Raw genomic sequence first — 19,630 nt, 5'->3', positions numbered from 1 at the left:
TGTCGGTTGCGGAACCCTCCGGAGTGAAAGTGAAACGGGCGGCGGATCGCTCGAGAGTGCTTCCGGCGTGATCACTCACACCGCTTCTCGGCGTTCTGGAGAGCGTGACTGCGCTGTGAGTGCAGTTCGGGATGACCGACGCTACCGGTTTCGCTCACCCGGGCGCGCCGAACCCGTCGGAAAAACGCGTCTCGAGAACCCGATCAGTCTCAGAGGTCGCCCTGCAGGACGACCTCGTCGTCGACGCGGTTGATCATGTCTGTGGTGACGACGTAGTCCTCCTCGTCTTCACCCTCCCAGCCGACTTTCGCCATGATGTGCTCTGCGACGCTCGGGTTCGGATCGACGTAGGCGGTGCTGCCGTCGATCTTCGCGATGATGCCGAGTTCCTTTCCTTCCGCGTCGACCACTTTCTTGCCAACCTCGTCGTCGGTGAGCGTAGTTACCATGCAGGCGGGGCTACCACGAACCAGCGTATAAATTCGTGTGCCGTTCTGTCGACCAAGAACGTCAGGAGTGGTGGTCGCTCTCGGCGCTGTCGTCGGCGTCGGTGTTCGGAACGAGAACGATCGGAATCGGAGAGAGTCGGACGAGCCGATCGGCCGTGCTGCCGAGAAGCGCCCGCTGGAGCCCGGTCGTCCCCCGGCGGCCGACGACGAGCAGCGAGGCGTCGATCTCGCCGGCGTAGGCGAGAATCTCGTCGTGGGGCCGCCCGCGACGAACCTCGGCCTGAAGCTCGACGGGATAACTCGCGTAGGCGTCGGCGACGTGCTCTGCCAGGGCGGACGCCGCGGTGTTGAGGTCGTCCACCTCCTCGATACCAAACGCCAGCCGGTTGCCCCGCGGCTCGACGACCGTGAGTACGTGCAGCGGACTGTCGGTCGCAGCTGCGAGCGAAATCGCCCGCTCGAGGACCGCACTCGCCGAATCACTGTCGTCGACGGCGGCAAGGATCGGTTCGTCCATCGTGTGTGGTCAGCTACGTGGTGGTACCACTCGAACCCGCTTAAGCGTGGTCTGGGGTCCGACGAACCCGGCCGGAGCCCCGCGGAGCGAATTCGATCGCGGCCGATGGCGCTCGCCCTTTTTGACCGTGTTCGTCGTACGACCCCTGCATGACCGACCGAATCCTCGTTCCGGTCGACGGCTCGCCGCTGTCGCGCCGGGCACTCGAGACGGCGCTCGAGGAACACCCCGACAGCGAGATCGTTGCGCTCCACGTGATCGACCCCAGCGAACCGGGCTACAGCGTCTCCGGCGCGGAGTACGACCACACGGTCGAACCGCGTCACGGCTCCGAGGCGTGGTACGACCGGGCCAACGAACTGGTGGCCGACCTGTTCGACGAACTCACGGCGACGGCCGTCGATCACGACGGCTCGATCGTGACCGAGCGCGCGATCGGTCGCGCCGACCGGGAGATCATCGAGTACGCAACCCACAACGACGTCGACCGGATCATCCTCGGGAGCCATGGTCGCGAAACCGGCGCTCATCCCCTCGTCGGGAGTGTCACCGAGGCGGTCGCGTTTCGCGCCCCGATGCGGGTGACGCTGATCCGCTAGGCGGGTGTCCACAGCCTGCGCTCCGTCGGCCGCCCTCACTCGAGGACGTCGACCACCGGCCGCTCCTCGAGCAGTCGCGTGAGCACGACGCGGGTTCCCTCGCGGCGTCGACGGATCTCCGCGGCGATCTCGCGGGCCGTTTGCTCGAGGTCGGGCGTGTCGACCATGTTGAGCAGCGGGACGACCGCTGCCTCGTCGGGAACGCCCTTCCAGCCACCCCGGTCGCTCGTCAGCACGGTCGCGACGGCCTCGGCGGTGATTTCGTCTCCGACCTCGAGGCCGGTCACCGCCGCGACGCGCTCGGGCCGGTGGACGAGCGTGTCGTCCAGGGTCTCGCCGACGACGCGGGCGCTCGCGATCGGGATCACGGTGTCCGCCGCGGCGGGAAGCTGTGGCTCCCGGTCGTTCGGCGCCTTGAGCCACCGGGTGCGGGCTCCGTCGGCCTTGACCAGGATCGGGACGTCGACCGCCGCGGCGAGATCGTCGATAACGGCCGGCTCGTACCCCCGGTACCGATCGGTGCGCTCCCGGGCGGCGACCAGCCCCAGCGGCCACCTCCCGTCCGCTGTCGGGTCCGCGTCGCCGGTCGCGGCCATCGTTTCGCAGGCGGTGGCGACCGGATCGGCGGTCACCTCGAGGGTGGCGACGTGTTCCTCGAACGGCGGAATGCGAACCGTCGCGGTAACGATCGCCCGCTCGAGGCGATCGGCGAGGGCGTACAGCGTCGACTTCTTGCCCCCGGCGCCGACGACGCAGGTCACGCCGCGGTCGCGGTCGATTCCGAGGGCGTCGACGAGATTCCGTGCGGTCATAGCAGCCAGTCGAACCCCTCGAGCACCGCGCGTTTGCCGCCCGTTTCGACGATCTCGCCGTGCCCGGGGATCACGCGGTCGAACTCCCAGCCGAGGATCTCCTGAATCGACCGGCGGAAGCTCGCCTCGTTGGTTACCGTCAACCGGTAGTCCCTCGGCGGCCCGACCCGCCCGTACATTCCCAGAACGCGGGCCATGAGTCGTGTTTTCAGCGGGCTGTTCGAGCCGATGTGGTAGCCCACGTCGCCGAGGACCAGGGTTCGACTCCGCCGGTGGAAGAAGGCGATCTCGGTCAGCAGCCGGTTGCCGAGGACGGCGACCTGATCGAGGTCGGGCGCCCACCGGGGGTCCGGCGCGTCGCCGAGCAGGCTGTCGAACCGGAGGTCGTTCCGCCGGCCGTCGAGCCCCGGAGCGGCGAGCAGGTCGGCATCGGGAAACGCCTCGCGGTACTGTTCCATGTACAGGTGGCCGTGAAGCTTGCTCGCCGGGGCGACGAACCGCACCCCGCCAAGCTCCCTGAGATCTGCTTCGAGCGCCGGCGTCAGTTCGGCGGGCGACTGGACGAACAGCCCGCCGCTCGAGAGCCGGATGACCGTCATGATCCGGCCGATCTCGAACCCGTAGAAGCGAAGCGGTTCCTCGTGGGTGTACAGTTGGTCGCCGCGGGGCTCGAGAACCGACGTCATCGCCGTTCACCCGACGTTCGCGGGTCGCCGCTCCCGGCGTCCGCGCCGTCACAGTCCGGTCCGTGCAAGCGCCGGTCGGTGCAAGTCATGTCGGTTGCAACGAGGGCTCGAGTTATGAGTGTCCCTCCCGAGGCGTCGGTACGGCCGACAGAATCGACACCGGCGGTCGGCCAGCTCGAGTCGGATACGTGAGGAGACCGGACGGAAAGCCGGATCCGACGCGGCTCACTCCCCGTCGTCGGGGTCGCCGACGACGATCGTGCTCTCGACGAGGGACTCGTGGGCACGGCGCAGGCGTTCGGAAAGCGCCTGGTGGCTGATTCCGAACTCCGCGGCGAGTTCCTCCGCCGTTATCTCCCGCGGAATCCGGTAGTAGCCGTGCTCGTACGCGGCCTGTAGGACGTCCTGCTGGCCGTCGGTGAGCCCGAACCGTCCCTGTCGCCCGCTGTCGATATCGTAGATACTCCGGATCTCGAGCGAGAGGTCGTTCGACTGGCAGAACTCGTACGTTCGCGAGAGCGACGCCCGTTCGGGAAAGAGGATCCGCAGCGTCCACCCCTCGGTGTTCCCCTGCGCCGAGAGAATCGTCCCTTCCTCCTCGACGAGGATCTGGACGAGCGTTCTGATCTGGCCGACCCACCCCATCTGGTAGAGTCGTTCGCCGTCAACGTCGGCCATCAACTCGAAGCGGTCGACGCTCTCGTCGGCCTCGAGACGGCCGTCCAGCCCATCGAAGTCGTCGCCGCTGATCCAGACGTACGGCATTACGCGGTCGGGTTCGTGGGCGATGATCCGCTCGATTTCGAACCGCAGATCGTCGTACGCAGCCATGGTCTCCGCTAACGCGAACTCGTCGATCGGTATCCTGACCTCGGCGACAGTCCCACTCATGCCTTCGAGAGGAAAGTCGCGTATAATACCCTGCCGTCTCGAGGTCGCCTGTCGAAGGAATTCTCGGGCAGCCGCTGGCGGGTCATTACCGCTCGTGGGGCCACGTTCTGATTTCCTCGTCGTCACCCGGCGGCACCGGCCCGTCGAGCAGCGGGTCGTCGGTGTCGGTCATCCACTCGTGGAGCCGCTCCGAGAGGTCGACCCGGATCTCCTTGTATCGTGGCTCGAACGCGACGTTTTCCGCCTCCTGTGGGTCCTCGTGGAGGTCGTACAGCTCCTCGTAGGCTCGCGGCGGCGTCCCGTAGGACTCCCGGACCTCCCGCCCGGACTCGCTCGCGAAGATGTCCTTCGTGAGGTACACCTCGGGGAGGTGCCAGAAGTTTCGGATGTACTTGTACCGCTCCGTGCGGATCGCTCGGACGGGGTTGTACATGTCGTGCCAGGTCATCTCGGCGAACAGGTGCTCGTGTTCCTCGTAGGTGTTCTCCCCGTCGTCCGCGCCGGCTAACAACGACGCGAAACTGCGCCCGTTGAGGTTGTCCGGCACCTCGAGGCCGGCGTACTCGAGCAGCGTCGGCAACACGTCGACGTTGGTGATGAGTTCGTCGTAGCGCACACCTGCCGGGATTTCCGGCCCGGACATCAGGAGCGCGCCTTCGATGCCGGCGTCGTAACAGCTCCCTTTCGCGCGAGGGAAGGCGATTCCGTGTTCGGTCGTGAAGATCACGAGGGTCTCCTCGTCGAGGCCGGTCTCCGCGAGGGTCTCGAGGATCGACGCCATCGCGTCGTCGACGGCGGTCACCATCCCGCGCATCTCCGCCAGGTCGTGGCGGATTCCCCGCCGATCGGGCAGGTACGGTAGCGGTCGAATCTCGTCCGGATCGTCGTCGTCGTAGTGGTCGGCGTCGAAGCCGAACCGGCCGTTCTCCTCCTCGACCCGGTGGAGTTCGAAGAAGCCGACGCTCGCGAAAAAGGGTGCGTCGAACGATCCTCTCTCGAGAAACGTCGAGACGACCTCGGCGACGTTACGCGCCCGGTTGGCCTGGTGGACGGCGGGGGAGACGCCGGGGTAGAGATTTCCCTCGGAGTGGACGAAGTCGTACTCGAGGCGATCCGTGTCCTGGGAGATGTGCTGGAGGCCGAACAGGTGCGTTTCGTAACCGTCGTTGCCGAGGAGTTGGGGCATGATTTTCTCGTCCTCGTGGAGTTCCCAGTCGCCGTGGGCGAGCCCCATCAGGCCGTTGACGTGCGGATACCGGCCCGTCATGAGACTGCCGCGACTGGGCGAGCACTGGGGCGCGGTCACGTAGTGGTTCTCGAACAGCGCGCCGTCGTCGGCGAGGGCGTCGATCGCTGGCGTCTCGATATCGACGCCGTAACAGCCCAGATACTGTCCGAGATCGTGACAGTGAATCAGGAGGACGTGTGGCTCGTCCTGTCGAGAGTCCGCCATAGACACCGGCTACCACAACCTGTCGGATAACTGTTTACCCGGCTTGGTCGGTCGAGTACCGATCCGACACGGCGTCGGGCTCGCATCGGAACCGACCGGTCCCGGCGGCGGATCACCGAACGACGACGACCGGTACCGTCGATCGTTTGACCACCGCTTCGGCGACGCTGCCCAGCAGCGCCCGCGAGAGTCCGCTCCGGCCGTGGCTCCCGATGACGATCGTCTCGAATCCCTCTTCGGCTGCGGTTTCGACGATCTCCTGGTGTGGCTTCCCCGTCAACACCTCGGTTGTCACGCTCACGCCCCGGTCGGCGCCGATCTCGACCGCCTCCTCGAGGGTTTCGTCGGCGTGTGCTCGAGCCCGGTCGTAGTTCGGGACCGCCTCCTCCGGCTCGCTAAACGCCGCCCAGTACCCCTCCGGGACGGGGATAACGTAGGCCGCGGTTAGCTCCGGATCGGCGAACGTTTCGATCGCGTACGTCAGCGCGTCGGCCGCCGGCTCGGAACCGTCGTACGGAACGAGAATTCGAGTTCCCATACGCGTCGTTTCGACGACAGCGACTATAATCCCCTATCGCCCGATTCGCCCTCCCACTCGTCCGGTCTGCGGTCAGTATGGGGCTCGCTGTGCTCGGATAACTCCCGCGAGCTCCTGGTGTTCGTCGGCGAGCAGTTCGGTCAGGTCGTCGGCCGTGATGATTCCGGCGAGCTCGCCGTCAGTGCCGGTGACGGGAAGTCGGCGGACACCGTGGCTGTTCATTCGCTCGGTCGCCTCGTAGAACCCGGCATCGTGATCGATCGTGTGGAGTTCCTCGGTCATCACGTCGGCTGCTGTGAGTCCAGACGGATCGGCACCTTCTGCGAGGATCTTCATCGCGAGGTCTCGATCGGTGACGATTCCGACCGGCTCGTCACCGTCTACGACGACGACGCTACCGACGCTGTCGTCCCGCATGGTCGTCGCGAGTTCCTGGATCGATGCGTCCGTCGACACAGTGGTGACGTCACTCCGTGCGAGGTTTTCGACTGGCATCATCGTTCATCCCCACGCCGAGATGCATAGTAGCCGTTTACCGTCCGGGCGACTCTCCGCTCGAGTGAGAGGATTTCTCACGTTTTCCGTGACCGTCCCCGGAATCGAAACGAACGACTATTGCCGCGGGAGGTGTAGACGAAAAGACTGGTATGGGAGACGATACGTCGAACGCAGACAGGACCGTGCTCGTCCCGCTCGCAAACCCCGAAACGGCGGACCGCCAGCTGGACACGGCGATCGATCTCGCGGCGGATCGGTCGGCCGGGCTCCTCCTCGTCTACGTACTCGACGTTCCGCCGCAGCTGTCGCTCGCGGACGGCCGACGCTACCTCCTCGAGGACGAACACGAGGAGTTGCTCGAGTCGGCCACGGCGGTTGCCGAGGAGGCTGGAATTCCCGTCGACAGCCGCATCAGGATGGCACGCGGTGTCGCGCGGGGGATCGTCGGCGCGGCCGCCGAGTACGACGTCGACACGATCTTGATGGGGTGGCGGGGTCGGCCGCCCCGACCGCACGTCGTACTCGGCGATCACCTCGACAGGGTCCTCCGCGACGCCGAGTGCGACGTCCTCGTCAAGCGGATCAAGACGCCGTCGCCGGCCGATCTCGACTCGCTGCTGGTTCCGGTCGCGGGCGGTCCACACGACGAGTGTGCGCTCGAGGCGGCCGGTTCGATCGCCCGCAGACACGACGCCACGGTCCACCTCCTGCACGTCGTCGACGAGTCGGGCCCCGAGTACAGCGAGTCCGAGGCGACCGTCCTGCTCGGTGAACTGCGCGCCTCGCTCGAGGACGTGACGACCACGGTAGAACTCGTCACCGCCGAGAACGTCGCGGGCACGATCACGGACCGAACGGCCGATTACGACGCGACGTTCCTCGGCGTTTCGCGGGGTGGGCTCCTCGAGCGCCGCCTTCTCGGATCGGTTTCGCAGGGGGTCGGACGACACGCCGCGGGAACGGTGTTCCTCGCGAAACGGTACGAACCGGCACCGTCGAAGCTCCGCCGCCTGCTCTCCCGGCGGTAGGTCGCCGGTCGTTCCGGCGTCGGGGCCGCCGATGCGCGGACGGCCCCGGTCAACTCCCGGTCTTCCGGCCCGTAACCGTCTCGATGACGAGTTCGTAGATCTCGACGTCGACCGCCTCGACGTCCTCGTCGAAGACCCGGAGCCGGTGAAAGCGCTCGTTGATCGCCGCCTCGTCGAACGCTGCCCGCTCGGAACCGGTGAGTTTCCGAAGCGGCCCCGTTGCAACGATGCTCCAGGAGTCCGTCGCCGAGTCGACGCCATACAGCAGGAAACACGCCTCGGTCGTCGCCTCGAGGAATTTCATCTTCCTGCTCGAGGCGTCACGAGTGAGCCGGACGAACAACCCGTCATCGTAATCGTAGGCGACGGGGATCGCGTAGGCCGCTCCCTCGTTCGCGAGCGCGAGGACGCCGACGTCGCCGGCCTCGAGGTAGTCGGCGATCGTCGCCTCGTCCATCCCGAACGTGTAGGTGTACTCGATGGTGTCCATCGCGGACGGTACGGCGGCAAGAAGCATGAACCCGTACGAGCGCGCGCGATTCGACTGCCTTCCGCCTTGTCCGCGAACGGTGCGCGCGTCCGATCGGCGAACGGTGCGACGCGGGACGACTGACTGGCGACCCGCTCACACCGCCTCCGGCAGCCAGCCGCCGTCGACCTCGATGTTCTCCCCGCTCACGTACCCACTGTCGGGGTCCAGGAAGAACAACACCGGGGCGACGACGTCCTCGAAACTCGCCGGGCGGTCCCGCGGTAGCTCCTCGGGGAACTCCTCGGAGTTCTCGACGACGTACGGCGAGACGGCGTTGACCGTGATCCCGTCGTCGCTCGTGTCGGCGGCGAGCATCCGGGTGAACATCAACACGCCGGCCTTGGCGACGAAGTACGGGAAGTTCTTCGGGCTGACCAGTCCCTTCTCGCTCGAGGCGTAGCCGACGTTGACGATCCGGCCGTACCCGTTTTCGCGCATGGTGGGCAACGCGCGTTTCGAACAGAGGTAGGTGCCGTTTACGTTCGTCTCGAGCACCCGGTTCCAGGTGTCGAACTCGATTTCCGTCCAGTGGGCGGGCGCGAAGTCGCCGACGTTGTTCACCAGCACGTCCACGCTTCCGAGTTCGGACTCGACCGCGGAAAAGAGGCCGTCGACCGAGTCGGGGTCGGTAACGTCACCCTGAACGGTCATCGTCGCCTCGGCACCGCCGTCGGTGGCGGCGGCCGCGACCTCGCGGGCCGCGTCCGCGCTCGTGTGGTAGTGGACGGCGGTCTTCGCCCCGCAGTCGGCCGTCGCCAGCAACAGTTCCCGACCGACACCCGCTGCGCTGCCGGTGACGAGCACCGTCCGTCCCGAGAGATCCGGTGTCTGCATACGAGCGGTTCCCGCACCCGCTGAGTTAGCTCTGTTGGCTACGCCGGCCGCCTGCCGCCCCGACGACTGACTCTCGACGACTGTGAAAAAGAAACTCGAACCCGAGTAAACTGTTAATAGTTAAGTGAGTGCGTGCGTGTATATCGGGTATGACGCTGGAAACGATCCTGCTCGCGGTCGGCCCCGGCGATGCCGACCGAACGGACGAACTGGCAGCGGCAGTCGTCGAGGTGGCGGAACCGGCGGGCTCGACCGTCGTTCTGGGCCACGTCTTCACCCAGTCGGAGTACGACGAGGTGCTCGAGCGCCTTTCCTTCGACACCGAACTCGAGGCGGCCGACCCCGACGAGGTGGCGTCTCGGCACGCGACGATCCGGGATCTCCGGTCGACGCTCGAGGCGGACGGCGTCGACTACGAGGTTCGCGGCGCGGTCGGGGACCACGGTCCGACGATCGTCGATCTCGCGGAGAGCGTCGACGCCGACCGCGTCGTCGTCGGGGGGCGCAGACGCTCGCCGACGGGGAAGGCAGTGTTCGGGTCGACGGCCCAGGAGGTCCTGCTGTCGGCACCCTGCCCGGTCACGTTCGTTCGGGGCAGCGACTAGACGCCGTCCCTCGCGGCTTTGAGCGCCCCGCCAGCGAGCGCGTCGTGGCGAATCGAACGCACGCCGCTGGTACCTGCAGCGTTCTACGATTCTGAACTGTTACGTGGTCCCGAGTAAAGATGTGTGTAGTTAAGTGGGGTGGGCGTTGTTCCCTACAACAGGAATGGCCTACTATGCGGGCGTCGATCTCGGCGCGACCAACGTTCGTGCCGTCGTCTCCGAGGGCGATGGTGCGATTATCGGTGTCAGCCGGAACGGAACGCCACGCGGCCCGACGGGAATCGACGTCACGGAACGGGTACTGGGGACTCTGCGGGAGGCCTGTGTCGACGCCGGGATCGACCCGGAGCGTCTCGCGGCCGTCGGAATCGGCTCGATCGGTCCGTTCGACCTCGCAGAGGGGGCGGTGATCGACCCGGCGAACCTGCCGGACACGATCGACCGGATTCCGCTGACGGGACCGATCGAAAAACTCGCCGTCACGGACGACGTCTACCTCCACAACGACACGAACGCGGGGGTCATCGGCGAGCGGTTTCACTCCGATCGCAACCCCGACGACATGGTGTACGTCACCATCTCCTCGGGGATCGGTGCGGGGGTCTGCTGTGACGGCGACATTCTCGACGGCTGGGACGGCAACGCCGGCGAGGTCGGCCACTGCGTCGTCGACCCCCAGGGGATGATGACCTGTGGCTGTGGCCACGACGGCCACTGGGAGGCCTACTGCTCGGGCAACAGCATCCCCGAGTACGCCCGCTCGCTGGCCGACGACGACCCCTCGATCGACACCGCACTGCCGCTCGAAGACCCCGAGTTCACGGCGAAGACCGTCTTCGAGTTCGCCGGCGAGGACGAACTCGCCGACCACGTAATCGAGCAACTCGCCCACTGGAACGCCATCGGCGTGACGAACGTCGTCCACTCCTTTGCCCCCATCGTCGTCTCCTTTGGCGGCGCGGTCGCTCTGCACAACGAGGAGCTGGTCGTCGACCCCCTCCGCGAGCGAGTCACCGAGATGGTGATGACGAACGTTCCCGAGATTACCGTGACCGGTCTCGGCGACGACGTCGTCGTCGAGGGCGCGCTCGCGAGCGCGCTGACGGAGGGGACCGGCGACCGGCGACGGCTCCGACACTGATCCTCTCGCTCGCCAATCCCACACTATTTCATCGCTCGAGCCGACGTCATCGTATGCGTCGCAGAACGTTCCTTCGGGCCGGAGCCTGTGCGACCCTCGGAGCGGGAGTCGCGTCGACGGCGGGCTATGGCGGGGTGGTCCAGGCCGGAACGAACGGGGTGGCACTCGGGGAAACCGACGCCTACGAGCCGCTGGGTCGCGTCGACGTCCACGGCGCCGCCGAGGCCGTCGTCGGCGACGGCGGTGAGACGGCGTATCTGGCCGCGACGGACGGCTTCGCGACCGTCGACGTCAGCGATCCCGCAGACCCAACTCTGCTCGCGGAGCGACGGCGGCTGCTCGAGGAGGAAGACGGCGGCCCGCTCACCGAGATTCTGGACGTGAAAGTCGACGGCGACCGGCTGGCGGTCGTCGGCCCGGCGAATCGGGTGGCAGACGACGAGTTCCACGGGTTCGTGCTGTACGACGTGAGCGACCCCGCCGAGCCGGTCGCCGCGGGCGAGCCGGTCGAGACCGACTACCACATTCACAACTGCTACCTCGGCGACGACCGGCTCTACCTCGTCGCCAACGACGGCGAGACGAACCCGCTCGTGATCTTCGACGTGGCCGACGACGAACCGGAGGAGGTCGGCCGCTGGTCGATCACGGCGACCGAACCGGAGTGGGAGGACGCCTTCTGGATGCTGTACTACCTCCACGACATCTACGTCCACGACGAACTCGCGTATCTCGCCTACTGGAACGCGGGCACCGTCCTGCTCGACGTGAGCGATCCGGCGGAGCCCGCGTACCGCTCGCACGTCAGCGAGGTGGATCCCGCAGAACAGCGCGACCTCACGGAGTCGGAGATCGAGGCGGCACGGCTCACGTTGCCGGGGAACGACCACTACTCGGCGGTCGACGACACAGGTACCTTACTGGGAATCGGTCGGGAGAGCTGGGCGACCGAGGCGGGCGATCCGGCGGGTGCCGGCGGGATCGACCTCTACGACGTGAGCGATCCCGACGAGCCCGCGTTCCGGGCGACGATCGACGCCCCGGAGGGGTACGACGCCTCCTACTACGGCGGCCAGTGGACCACGGCCCACAACTTCGAACTCCGGGACGGCTTCCTGTTCTCCTCGTGGTACCAGGGCGGGGTGAAGATCCACGACGTCTCCGACCCCGAAAACCCCGAGGAACTCGCCCAGTGGCGCGACCCCGAGACGGCCGCGTTCTGGACCGCTCGGGTCGCGACCGAGGACGTATTCGTCGCGAGCAGCACCGCCCTCGTTCCGAACGCCTCGACGGAGGGCGCACTCTACACGTTCCCGATTGCGGCGGGCGAACAGCCGGAGCCGCCGTCGCTGACCGAACCGCCAACCGGTCGGGCGGATGATGCCGAGACGGGCGATAACGGGGCGACTGACGACGGCGAATCCGCCGGCGACGGGTCGACGAACGCCACCGACACGAGTCCGGACGGCGACGTCGATTCACTCCCCGGGTTCACGGGGGGTGCTGGACTCGCGGGGCTCGCCGGCGGCGCGCTCGGACTCGAGTACCTGCGCCGTCGGGACGACCGGTAGCCGCGGGGTTCGAGGCCCTGTAAACTCGCTGCGAACCAAACACTATTCCCCGCTCGAGGCCCTACACCCGATAATGACCGACCCCGACGCCGACGACCCCCTCAAAGACCGCGTCGAGCGCTGGCTCGCACGCGAGATGCCCATCATTCAGATGCACGGCGGGACGAGCGCGGTTCGCGAGGCTGACCCCGAGACGGGCGAGGTCGTGATCGAACTCGGCGGTGGCTGCAGCGGCTGTTCGATAAGCGACGTCACCACCGGCAACATCGAGGCGGCGCTGATCCAGTGGCCCGAGGTCGACGAGGTCACGGTTCGCGTCCCCGACCCCCGTGACAGCCTCGGCGGGCCGGAGCAGGCCGAATCGATCATGGGGATCGACCGGACCGAGGGCGGCCGCGGCGACTGGGGATCGTCGAACCCCGGCGAGGATCACTTCTGAGGGGTGGCCCCCCCTCCACAGAGCTGGTCAGTTTTGGGAACGCCTATACGCTTTTACGCGCCCGTTGCACAGTCGTAGTACATGACGACGTCTGGTGTTTCGCCGGTCGGAGGTGGTGTCGATGACTGATCGCGACGGACACGCGGAGCCCACACCACCGACGGATTCCGACCCGGACGCAGACCTCGAGGCCGACGGCGGCGTCCAGGCTCACACCGTCCGCCTCGAGCTCGTCGACGAACCCGGCGAGTTGCTCCGGGCGCTGTCGCCCATCGCCGACAACGGCGGGAACCTCCTGAGCATCCACCACGAGCGCGGTAACATTACCCCGCGCGGGCACATTCCGGTGGAAGTCGACCTCGAGTGTCCGCCCGAGCGATTCGACGACGTGGTCGAGGGGCTCCGCGAGGCCGGCATCAACGTCATCCAGGCGGGTGCGGAACGCTACGGCGAGGAACACAGCCTCGTGCTCGTCGGCGACCTCGTCGAGACTGATCTCTCCGATACGCTCTCGGCGATCGACGGCGAGGCGAGCGCCGCAGTGATCGACCTCTCGCTCGCCGCACCCGACGGGATGGACGCCGTCTCGAGCGCGCGAATCCGCCTCGCGGTCGACTCGGGACGAGCCGAGGCGGTGTTCACGACGATCCGAGAGATCGCCGCCGAGAAGGACCTCCGTGTGGTCGAACCGCTTCCGGGAGGTGATGCCTGATGCGACTGGCGATCATCGGCTCCGGCGCCGTCGGGGGTGCCGTCGCGGAACTCGCAGGCGAGTACGGTCACGAGGTCGTCGCGCTCGCCGACTCGCGAACCGCCGTCGTCGCCGACGGCGTCGGTATCGACATCGAGAGCGCCCTCGAGCGCAAAGCCGGCGGTGACTCCGTCGGCTCGGCCGCCCCCGAAGCCGTCTTCGAAACCGACTACGACGCCCTCGTCGAGGCGACGCCGACGACCCTCGGTGACGCCGAACCCGGCTTCTCACACGTCCGACGGGCGCTCGAGGCCGACCGCCACGTCGTGCTCGCGAACAAGGGTCCCGTGGCCGAACGCTACGAGGAGCTGCGGGGCCTCGAGGCCGACAGCGCGGGCTCGGTCCGGTTCGAGGCAACCGTCGCGGGTGCGATTCCGGTGCTGTCGACGATCGAGGACTGTACCCCCGAGGCCGTGACGGCAGTTCGCGGGGTCCTCAACGGGACGGCGAACTTCATCCTGACGCGGATGGCGGCCGAAGGGCTCGGCTACGACCACGTCCTGGGGGAGGCCCAGGACCTGGGCGTCGCCGAGGCGGACCCGACGTTCGACGTCGACGGCACCGACGCCGCGCTCAAGTGCGTGATCCTCGCCAACGTCCTCGCCGACGGCGGCTTCTCGCTGACCGACGCCGAGGTCGACGGGATCGAGGACATTCCGCCGAGCGCGCTCGAGGTCGCCGCCGAGGACGGCCGAACGATTCGGCTGGTCGGCGAGGCGACCCGCGACGGCGTCCGAGTCGGCCCTCGTCTGGTTCCTGAGAACGGTGCAATGGCGGTCTCGGGCACCCGAAACATCGTCCAGATCGAGACGCGCCACGCGGGGTCGCTGCACTCGAGCGGGCGCGGCGCGGGCGGGCCGGAGACGGCGACGGCGGTGCTCTCCGACGTGGGGCGATTGCCACCGCGGTAGATGGGTGGGCCGGTTGCTCGCCCGCGCTCTCGACCGTGCGACACAGACACAAACCGCAAGAAGGCGGCGGGGTCGGCCGAGCACGGTTTCGAAATGGTTTTAACCGCAACGGGCAAAAGAGACCGATATAAGCGCCTCTGCGCGTGAGCTACAACAATGAGCGAAGACAAACCCCACCAGAACCTGGCCATCATCGGTCACGTTGACCACGGGAAAAGCACGCTCGTGGGCCGACTCCTCTTCGAGACAGGGAGCGTCCCCGAGCACGTCATCGAACAGCACCGCGAAGAAGCAGAAGAGAAGGGCAAGGGCGGCTTCGAGTTCGCCTACGTGATGGACAACCTCGCAGAGGAGCGAGAGCGTGGTGTCACCATCGACATCGCCCACCAGGAGTTCGACACGGACAAGTACTACTTCACCATCGTCGACTGTCCTGGTCACCGCGACTTCGTCAAGAACATGATCACCGGCGCGAGCCAGGCCGACAACGCCGTGCTCGTCGTCGCCGCCGACGACGGTGTCGCGCCCCAGACCCAGGAGCACGTCTTCCTGGCCCGCACGCTGGGTATCAACGAGATGCTCATCGGCGTCAACAAGATGGACGTCGTCGACTACAAGGAGGACGCGTTCAACGACGTCGTCGACGAGGTCAACCAGCTGCTCAACCAGGTCCAGTTCCAGGTTGACGACGCCTCGTTCATCCCGATCTCGGCGTTCGAGGGCGACAACATCGCCGAGCACTCCGACAACACCTCGTGGTACGACGGCCGTACCCTGCTCGAGGCCCTGAACGACCTGCCGGAGACGGAGCCGCCGACGGACGCGCCGCTTCGCCTGCCGATCCAGGACGTGTACACCATCTCCGGTATCGGGACCGTCCCCGTCGGACGCCTCGAGACCGGAACGATGAACATCGGCGACAACGTCTCCTTCCAGCCCAGCGACGTGGGCGGCGAAGTGAAGACGATCGAGATGCACCACGAGGAGGTTCCCTCCGCGGGCCCCGGTGACAACGTCGGATTCAACGTCCGCGGCATCGGCAAGGACGACATCCGCCGCGGTGACGTCTGTGGCCCCGCCGACGACCCGCCGAGCGTCGCCGAGACGTTCCAGGCCCAGATCGTCGTCATGCAGCACCCCTCGGTCGTCACCGCCGGCTACACGCCGGTCTTCCACGCCCACACGGCACAGGTCGCGTGTACGATCGAGTCCATCGACAAGAAGATGGACCCATCCAGCGGTGAGGTCGCAGAGGAGAATCCCGACTTCATCCAGGCCGGTGACGCCGCTGTCGTCACCATCCGTCCACAGAAGCCGCTCAGCATCGAGCCATCCAGCGAGATCCCCGAACTCGGGAGCTTCGCCATCCGCGACATGGGTCAGACCATCGCGGCCGGCAAGGTCCTGAGCGTCGACGAGAAATAAATGCAGCAGGCACGCGTTCGACTCGCGGGCACGAGTCCAGACGACCTCGACAACATCTGCGACGACGTCCGCGAGATTGCGAACAACACCGGCGTCAACCTCAGCGGCCCGATCCCGCTGCCGACGAAGACGCTCGAGATCCCGACGCGGAAGTCCCCCGACGGCGAGGGCACCGCCACGTGGGAGCACTGGGAGATGCGCGTCCACAAGCGCCTGATCGATCTGGACGCCGACGAACGCGCACTCCGCCAGCTCATGCGCATCCAGGTGCCAAACGACGTCTCGATCGAGATCGTCCTCGAGGACTGATCTCGACCGATTTCTCACCTGTTTTCGTCTCCGGTAGCGGCCGCGCCGGACAGCGCTTTTGTAGTCCCCCGTCGTACCCCCGGTCATGTCAGACTCCGGGGGAAATCCCATTCTGGAGACGCTCGGCCTCTTCGTCCTCGTCTTCGTCCTGCAGGGGGTCGCGTACCTCATCGGCGCCGCGGCGTTGATGGGCGGGCTGTTCGTGCTCGCGCCGCCGCTCGAGCACAACCCGTGGACGATCATCACGAGCGTCTACGCCCACGCCGGCCTCGGTCACCTGATCTCGAACAGCATTGGACTGATAATCTTCGGCTGGCCGATCGCGCGAGCGACGACCAGGCTCCGGTTTCACACGTTCTTTATTCTCACCGGCGCGTTCGCGGGCGTCACGCACGTCCTCGTCACGGAGTTCCTGATTACCCTCTCCGGCGGCGGCCAGACTTCCGGCGTACTCGGCGCCAGCGGCGCCGTCTTCGCACTGATGGGGTACCTGATCGCCGGCAACCGCCTCTCGGATGGGATCGCCGCCCGGATCGAGGTCCCCTGGTGGGTGACGCTGCTCGTCTTCCTGCTCCTGGCCGCGGTGGTCACTATCGCAACCGGTGCGCCCGGTGTGGCGCTGATCGCCCACTTCGCCGGCTTCCTCGTCGGCCTGCTCGCCGGCCGAACGGGAATCCTCGAGCCTCGAGGCCGTCGCCGGACCGAGCGCGAGCCGATGCGATAGCACGCGACGCACTTTGGGGTGCGACGGTGCCACAGGCTTCCCGCGAAACACAAGCTACAAGTAGAAACCAGGGATAAGAAATCTCGAGGGCTCGTAGATCAGTGGTAGATCGCTTCCTTCGCAAGGAAGAGGCCCTGGGTTCAAATCCCAGCGAGTCCATAACTCTGCGTCGCTCACGAGTTGTTCGCGACGCAGATTATCGTCAATGCTGGATTTGAAGTCCTAGCAGTCGCAGCGCCGAGCGGTGCGCGGTTCGGAACGCAGTGAGAACCGCGAGTGTGAACGGCGAAGCCGTGAACGAAGCGAGGCGACCGTCTGGTTTTGGGTTCAAATCCCAGCGTCTTTGCGAGCGCTGCGAGTGAAGGCTCGGGAGACTCCGTCTCCCGTTGAGTCCACTATTCTTGCGCAACTCACATGCGATGGGCGGTAAGTATCAGATGGGGGTTAAGTCTGCTGACGGGGTAAGGCGGACCGATTACCCGCTACTTCGATTCCGAACGGGTTTTGCAGAAACTGAGAACTCTACCCGAAGCAAGGGGGTTGCTTTCGAGCCTCATGACGGATCGCAACCGCGCGCGTCGGCTGTACAACGCCCCGAACTGGACGCCCATCGCTCACCCGTCAACGCAAGCCGACGACCCGGACCGCGAACATTTCTCGAGGATGGCAGCGTCGCTCGCAGGAATCGACGTTCGGTTCGCGAAAACGAACAGGGGGTGGGGGGCGGGGAGTGCCCGAATGCTGATAGCGCCGTGAACTGTGTGCGATAGGGGGGAACAGCGCACACGGACTGACGCCATCCAAATACTCAGCGTAATTTGTATTAAACTCGAGTGTTCCGGTGGAAATAGCCGTTAGTGAACACGCCAACTTTCGGGAACCTTCCCGCTGCGTCGAGAAATCTCACGCATCCGACTCATCGAGAACCCGTATCTCCGCGTGAGCGACGGTGGATCCGCTCCCGGCGGGATCCGTGAGCGGGTCGGTGGGCGCCTCGAGCAACAGCCAGCAAACGGTCCGGTCGTTCTGGATCGATTCGCCGCCGACGTACTGTGCGGGGTGGTAGAATCCGGTTTCGATCCCCGGTTCCTCGAGACGGCGCTGGACTGGAATCTCCCGCGGGCCACGGCTGGCGACGACGGCTTCCATCCCCTCCTCGAGGGGAATTTCGACGACTTCCGCACCGTCCTCGCCGGTAAATCGGACGGCGGTTCCCGGCTCGCCCACCTGGTAGAACTCCTCCTCTTGGACGACCCACTCGTCCCCCTCGGAGAGTTCGACCGTCGCGGCGGTTTCGCCACCAGGCGTGATCTCCATGGCGAACGACGCGATGGCGCGCTCGACGGAGTCATCGTACTCAGTTTCGAATCCGGGACCGTGTCGTTTCCAGACCGGAACCACCACCCCGTCCGCCCAGAACTCGTAGGTGATCTCGTGGTTGGTCTGTCCGAACCGCTGTCCGACGTAGTGATCCCGGGATTCGGGGTCGACGCTGCCGGTCCGATACTGGCTCGTGAGCGCGACCCCCTCCGGCAGCCCGTCGAGTTCGGGGTACTCGAGCGCCTCGAGCGGCTCGGGACCGCCGAACGTCGCGCTGTGGACGTCCCACCGAAGCAACTCGCCCCCGAAGACGGGATCGGCGTCCGGGAAGAACCACTCGAGCGTGGAGTCGTCGCCCCGGTCATCAAGCCCGTAGCCGACGAACGTGATCGGTGACTGGATGTTTTCGAACACCGTCTCCCCCTGGTAGGCGGCGGTGATCTCGACGCCGTGGTGGTCCGGCTCGTCCCACTCGACCGTCCAGTCTGCGGCTTCGATCGTTTCCGGCGGCGTTTCGCTCAGATACGTTCCACCCTCGGCCGTGTCCCGCGGGCGCTGTTCGCGGGGAACGCCCGGGACGTCCTCGAAGACGGTGTCGTCTGCGGGTTCGACGACCTCGGCCCGCTCGTGCAGCGGGGCCGTCACGAATCGCTCGACGTAGCTGACGTCGATCACTTCGTCCTCCTCGACCTGCAGATACGCAACGATCCCGGCCAGCGCGTCGCGCTCGACGACGGATAGCACGACGGGCACCACGTCGCCGTGCCCGACGCCCCTGGCGGACGTGATCAGTTCGGGATCGACCGTCGCGGGGAACCAGTCCTTATCGTCGAGATACTCCTGGACCTGGCTATCCTCGAGTACCCGCCGTAGTCGCGCTTCGTCGTACTCCTCCCCTTCGGTTACCGTCCAGGAGACGTTGGCGGGGCGGGTGAGCGTCAGCGCGATGAGTTCGTTCGCCTCTCGGTCGACGAGGCCGTGTGCGACCTCCATGTCCTCGAACGTCACGTCGAACCGTCCCTCCTCGAGGCCGCCGTCTACCTCGACGTCGGGGCTGCCCTGGACGCTCACCGCGTCGAGATCGTTGGTGTGGGGTTCGTACGCCTCGTAACTCACGATCATGTCCTCGACGATATCGTGTACCTCGGGGTCGCTCAGGAGGAGTTCCAGAGACCGGCGGCGCTGGTCGGCGTACAGGTGTTCGTAGTTTCCCGGCGGGAAATCCCTGACCGAGGCGGGTCGACTGCTGGGAAGTGTGGGGTCGTCCTCGGTGTCGTCCTGTCGGGCCAGCGAACGAGTACTCGCGCCTACGCTGACGCCGGTCGCTACGAACGCCTGCAGGAACCGTCGACGCCGCAGCCCACACAGCGGTTCACCCGTGCGGTCGTCTCTCGATCTCATGAGTTGTCTCCGTCGCGCGAGAGGACCAATAAGATCAGCTACTGTTGCACCGTATGGCTCGATTTCGCGGCGTTTCTCTCTTCTCGACTCTCCACAGCGACGAGCGGGTACGGAGGAAACCCCCGAGTTTGCGATCCGATCGGATCGGTCTCCCTTCGTGCTCGTCGCCGACGGTCAATCGCCGCGGGCGAGAGCA

Annotated in this window: 22 protein-coding genes and 1 tRNA gene; 12 read left to right on the top strand and 11 right to left on the bottom strand. The window is 66.3% G+C overall.

The genetic code is table 11. The annotated features are described in order from the left end of the window. Positions 1-209 precede the first annotated feature (209 nt). Together AC6I6S_RS05915 and AC6I6S_RS05910 are read right to left on the bottom strand one after the other, a co-directional pair. The gene (locus AC6I6S_RS05915; protein WP_497948808.1) at positions 210-449 is read right to left on the bottom strand and encodes a DUF8593 domain-containing protein; all 240 of its coding nucleotides are present in this window, start codon (positions 447-449) and stop codon (positions 210-212) included. Between the two features lie 61 nt (positions 450-510). Then, positions 511-966: a universal stress protein gene (locus AC6I6S_RS05910; RefSeq protein WP_497948807.1), complete on the bottom strand. Its 456-nt coding sequence runs from the start codon at positions 964-966 to the stop codon at positions 511-513. Between the two features lie 149 nt (positions 967-1,115). Between AC6I6S_RS05910 and AC6I6S_RS05905 the strand changes: the two genes are divergently transcribed. After that, positions 1,116-1,565 (top strand): universal stress protein, encoded by a 450-nt coding sequence (locus AC6I6S_RS05905; RefSeq protein ID WP_497948806.1) that lies wholly within the window; start codon positions 1,116-1,118, stop codon positions 1,563-1,565. 35 nt (positions 1,566-1,600) lie between these two features. Here the strand turns inward: AC6I6S_RS05905 and yqeC are convergent, their stop codons facing one another. From yqeC to AC6I6S_RS05875, 6 genes are all read right to left on the bottom strand, one after another. Further along, on the bottom strand, positions 1,601-2,377 hold the full coding sequence (gene yqeC / locus AC6I6S_RS05900) for a selenium cofactor biosynthesis protein YqeC (RefSeq protein WP_497948805.1): 777 nt from the start codon (positions 2,375-2,377) through the stop codon (positions 1,601-1,603). Next, a complete protein-coding gene (locus AC6I6S_RS05895) occupies positions 2,374-3,063 on the bottom strand; it encodes a DUF4336 domain-containing protein (protein ID WP_497948804.1) in 690 nt (229 codons plus the stop codon). The genes yqeC and AC6I6S_RS05895 overlap by 4 nt, the downstream gene beginning before the upstream one ends. Positions 3,064-3,288: 225 nt before the next feature. After that, entirely contained in the window at positions 3,289-3,954 is a 666-nt protein-coding gene (locus tag AC6I6S_RS05890; protein ID WP_497948803.1) for a helix-turn-helix domain-containing protein, read from the bottom strand. A gap of 85 nt (positions 3,955-4,039) precedes the next feature. Beyond that, the gene (locus tag AC6I6S_RS05885; RefSeq protein WP_497948802.1) at positions 4,040-5,407 is read right to left on the bottom strand and encodes a sulfatase family protein; all 1,368 of its coding nucleotides are present in this window, start codon (positions 5,405-5,407) and stop codon (positions 4,040-4,042) included. Positions 5,408-5,519: 112 nt separating this feature from the next. Then, the gene (locus AC6I6S_RS05880) at positions 5,520-5,945 is read right to left on the bottom strand and encodes a universal stress protein (RefSeq protein WP_497948801.1); all 426 of its coding nucleotides are present in this window, start codon (positions 5,943-5,945) and stop codon (positions 5,520-5,522) included. 72 nt (positions 5,946-6,017) lie between these two features. After that, on the bottom strand, positions 6,018-6,440 hold the full coding sequence (locus AC6I6S_RS05875) for a CBS domain-containing protein (RefSeq protein WP_497949303.1): 423 nt from the start codon (positions 6,438-6,440) through the stop codon (positions 6,018-6,020). Between the two features lie 152 nt (positions 6,441-6,592). Between AC6I6S_RS05875 and AC6I6S_RS05870 the strand changes: the two genes are divergently transcribed. Further along, entirely contained in the window at positions 6,593-7,471 is an 879-nt protein-coding gene (locus AC6I6S_RS05870) for a universal stress protein (RefSeq protein ID WP_497948800.1), read from the top strand. A 49-nt stretch (positions 7,472-7,520) separates the two neighbouring features. On the opposite strand, the gene AC6I6S_RS05865 is transcribed toward AC6I6S_RS05870, so the two are convergent. Both AC6I6S_RS05865 and AC6I6S_RS05860 read right to left on the bottom strand, forming a co-directional pair. Further along, on the bottom strand, positions 7,521-7,961 hold the full coding sequence (locus AC6I6S_RS05865) for a pyridoxamine 5'-phosphate oxidase family protein (RefSeq protein WP_497948799.1): 441 nt from the start codon (positions 7,959-7,961) through the stop codon (positions 7,521-7,523). Positions 7,962-8,096: 135 nt separating this feature from the next. Further along, the gene (locus AC6I6S_RS05860) at positions 8,097-8,837 is read right to left on the bottom strand and encodes an SDR family NAD(P)-dependent oxidoreductase (RefSeq protein WP_497948798.1); all 741 of its coding nucleotides are present in this window, start codon (positions 8,835-8,837) and stop codon (positions 8,097-8,099) included. 149 nt (positions 8,838-8,986) lie between these two features. Between AC6I6S_RS05860 and AC6I6S_RS05855 the strand changes: the two genes are divergently transcribed. The 10 genes from AC6I6S_RS05855 to AC6I6S_RS05810 all read left to right on the top strand — a co-directional run bounded on the left by AC6I6S_RS05855 (position 8,987) and on the right by AC6I6S_RS05810 (position 16,872). After that, complete coding sequence (locus AC6I6S_RS05855) at positions 8,987-9,442, top strand: universal stress protein (RefSeq protein WP_497948797.1); 456 nt, start codon at positions 8,987-8,989, stop codon at positions 9,440-9,442. 163 nt (positions 9,443-9,605) lie between these two features. Continuing rightward, the gene (locus AC6I6S_RS05850; protein WP_497948796.1) at positions 9,606-10,583 is read left to right on the top strand and encodes an ROK family protein; all 978 of its coding nucleotides are present in this window, start codon (positions 9,606-9,608) and stop codon (positions 10,581-10,583) included. 53 nt (positions 10,584-10,636) lie between these two features. Further along, on the top strand, positions 10,637-12,154 hold the full coding sequence (locus AC6I6S_RS05845; RefSeq protein WP_497948795.1) for an LVIVD repeat-containing protein: 1,518 nt from the start codon (positions 10,637-10,639) through the stop codon (positions 12,152-12,154). Between the two features lie 73 nt (positions 12,155-12,227). Next, the gene (locus AC6I6S_RS05840) at positions 12,228-12,593 is read left to right on the top strand and encodes a NifU family protein (protein WP_497948794.1); all 366 of its coding nucleotides are present in this window, start codon (positions 12,228-12,230) and stop codon (positions 12,591-12,593) included. A 121-nt stretch (positions 12,594-12,714) separates the two neighbouring features. Next, entirely contained in the window at positions 12,715-13,305 is a 591-nt protein-coding gene (locus tag AC6I6S_RS05835; protein ID WP_497948793.1) for an amino acid-binding protein, read from the top strand. After that, the gene (locus tag AC6I6S_RS05830) at positions 13,305-14,255 is read left to right on the top strand and encodes a homoserine dehydrogenase (RefSeq protein ID WP_497948792.1); all 951 of its coding nucleotides are present in this window, start codon (positions 13,305-13,307) and stop codon (positions 14,253-14,255) included. Before AC6I6S_RS05835 ends, AC6I6S_RS05830 begins: the two co-directional genes overlap by 1 nt. Before the next feature lie 156 nt (positions 14,256-14,411). Further along, on the top strand, positions 14,412-15,680 hold the full coding sequence (gene tuf / locus AC6I6S_RS05825; RefSeq protein ID WP_497948791.1) for a translation elongation factor EF-1 subunit alpha: 1,269 nt from the start codon (positions 14,412-14,414) through the stop codon (positions 15,678-15,680). Next, positions 15,681-15,989, top strand: coding sequence for a 30S ribosomal protein S10 (gene rpsJ / locus AC6I6S_RS05820; RefSeq protein ID WP_497948790.1), 309 nt, complete (start codon positions 15,681-15,683; stop codon positions 15,987-15,989). 85 nt (positions 15,990-16,074) lie between these two features. Then, on the top strand, positions 16,075-16,713 hold the full coding sequence (locus AC6I6S_RS05815; protein WP_497948789.1) for a rhomboid family intramembrane serine protease: 639 nt from the start codon (positions 16,075-16,077) through the stop codon (positions 16,711-16,713). Between the two features lie 87 nt (positions 16,714-16,800). Continuing rightward, positions 16,801-16,872, top strand: a tRNA-Ala gene (locus AC6I6S_RS05810). 744 nt (positions 16,873-17,616) lie between these two features. On the opposite strand, the gene AC6I6S_RS05805 is transcribed toward AC6I6S_RS05810, so the two are convergent. Then, positions 17,617-19,434: a hypothetical protein gene (locus AC6I6S_RS05805; RefSeq protein WP_497948788.1), complete on the bottom strand. Its 1,818-nt coding sequence runs from the start codon at positions 19,432-19,434 to the stop codon at positions 17,617-17,619. Positions 19,435-19,630 lie beyond the last annotated feature (196 nt).

This window comes from Natrononativus sp. DTA114 (assembly GCF_059736515.1).
This window is presented reverse-complemented; position numbering and strand designations above follow the sequence as displayed.

Coding starts and splice junctions, on each gene's coding strand:
- AC6I6S_RS05915 (WP_497948808.1), bottom strand. CDS start 449: ATGGTAACTACGCTCACCGACGACGAGGTTGGCAAGAAAGTGGTCGAC.
- AC6I6S_RS05910 (WP_497948807.1), bottom strand. CDS start 966: ATGGACGAACCGATCCTTGCCGCCGTCGACGACAGTGATTCGGCGAGT.
- AC6I6S_RS05905 (WP_497948806.1), top strand. CDS start 1,116: ATGACCGACCGAATCCTCGTTCCGGTCGACGGCTCGCCGCTGTCGCGC.
- yqeC (WP_497948805.1), bottom strand. CDS start 2,377: ATGACCGCACGGAATCTCGTCGACGCCCTCGGAATCGACCGCGACCGC.
- AC6I6S_RS05895 (WP_497948804.1), bottom strand. CDS start 3,063: ATGACGTCGGTTCTCGAGCCCCGCGGCGACCAACTGTACACCCACGAG.
- AC6I6S_RS05890 (WP_497948803.1), bottom strand. CDS start 3,954: ATGAGTGGGACTGTCGCCGAGGTCAGGATACCGATCGACGAGTTCGCG.
- AC6I6S_RS05885 (WP_497948802.1), bottom strand. CDS start 5,407: ATGGCGGACTCTCGACAGGACGAGCCACACGTCCTCCTGATTCACTGT.
- AC6I6S_RS05880 (WP_497948801.1), bottom strand. CDS start 5,945: ATGGGAACTCGAATTCTCGTTCCGTACGACGGTTCCGAGCCGGCGGCC.
- AC6I6S_RS05875 (WP_497949303.1), bottom strand. CDS start 6,440: ATGCCAGTCGAAAACCTCGCACGGAGTGACGTCACCACTGTGTCGACG.
- AC6I6S_RS05870 (WP_497948800.1), top strand. CDS start 6,593: ATGGGAGACGATACGTCGAACGCAGACAGGACCGTGCTCGTCCCGCTC.
- AC6I6S_RS05865 (WP_497948799.1), bottom strand. CDS start 7,961: ATGGACACCATCGAGTACACCTACACGTTCGGGATGGACGAGGCGACG.
- AC6I6S_RS05860 (WP_497948798.1), bottom strand. CDS start 8,837: ATGCAGACACCGGATCTCTCGGGACGGACGGTGCTCGTCACCGGCAGC.
- AC6I6S_RS05855 (WP_497948797.1), top strand. CDS start 8,987: ATGACGCTGGAAACGATCCTGCTCGCGGTCGGCCCCGGCGATGCCGAC.
- AC6I6S_RS05850 (WP_497948796.1), top strand. CDS start 9,606: ATGGCCTACTATGCGGGCGTCGATCTCGGCGCGACCAACGTTCGTGCC.
- AC6I6S_RS05845 (WP_497948795.1), top strand. CDS start 10,637: ATGCGTCGCAGAACGTTCCTTCGGGCCGGAGCCTGTGCGACCCTCGGA.
- AC6I6S_RS05840 (WP_497948794.1), top strand. CDS start 12,228: ATGACCGACCCCGACGCCGACGACCCCCTCAAAGACCGCGTCGAGCGC.
- AC6I6S_RS05835 (WP_497948793.1), top strand. CDS start 12,715: ATGACTGATCGCGACGGACACGCGGAGCCCACACCACCGACGGATTCC.
- AC6I6S_RS05830 (WP_497948792.1), top strand. CDS start 13,305: ATGCGACTGGCGATCATCGGCTCCGGCGCCGTCGGGGGTGCCGTCGCG.
- tuf (WP_497948791.1), top strand. CDS start 14,412: ATGAGCGAAGACAAACCCCACCAGAACCTGGCCATCATCGGTCACGTT.
- rpsJ (WP_497948790.1), top strand. CDS start 15,681: ATGCAGCAGGCACGCGTTCGACTCGCGGGCACGAGTCCAGACGACCTC.
- AC6I6S_RS05815 (WP_497948789.1), top strand. CDS start 16,075: ATGTCAGACTCCGGGGGAAATCCCATTCTGGAGACGCTCGGCCTCTTC.
- AC6I6S_RS05805 (WP_497948788.1), bottom strand. CDS start 19,434: ATGAGATCGAGAGACGACCGCACGGGTGAACCGCTGTGTGGGCTGCGG.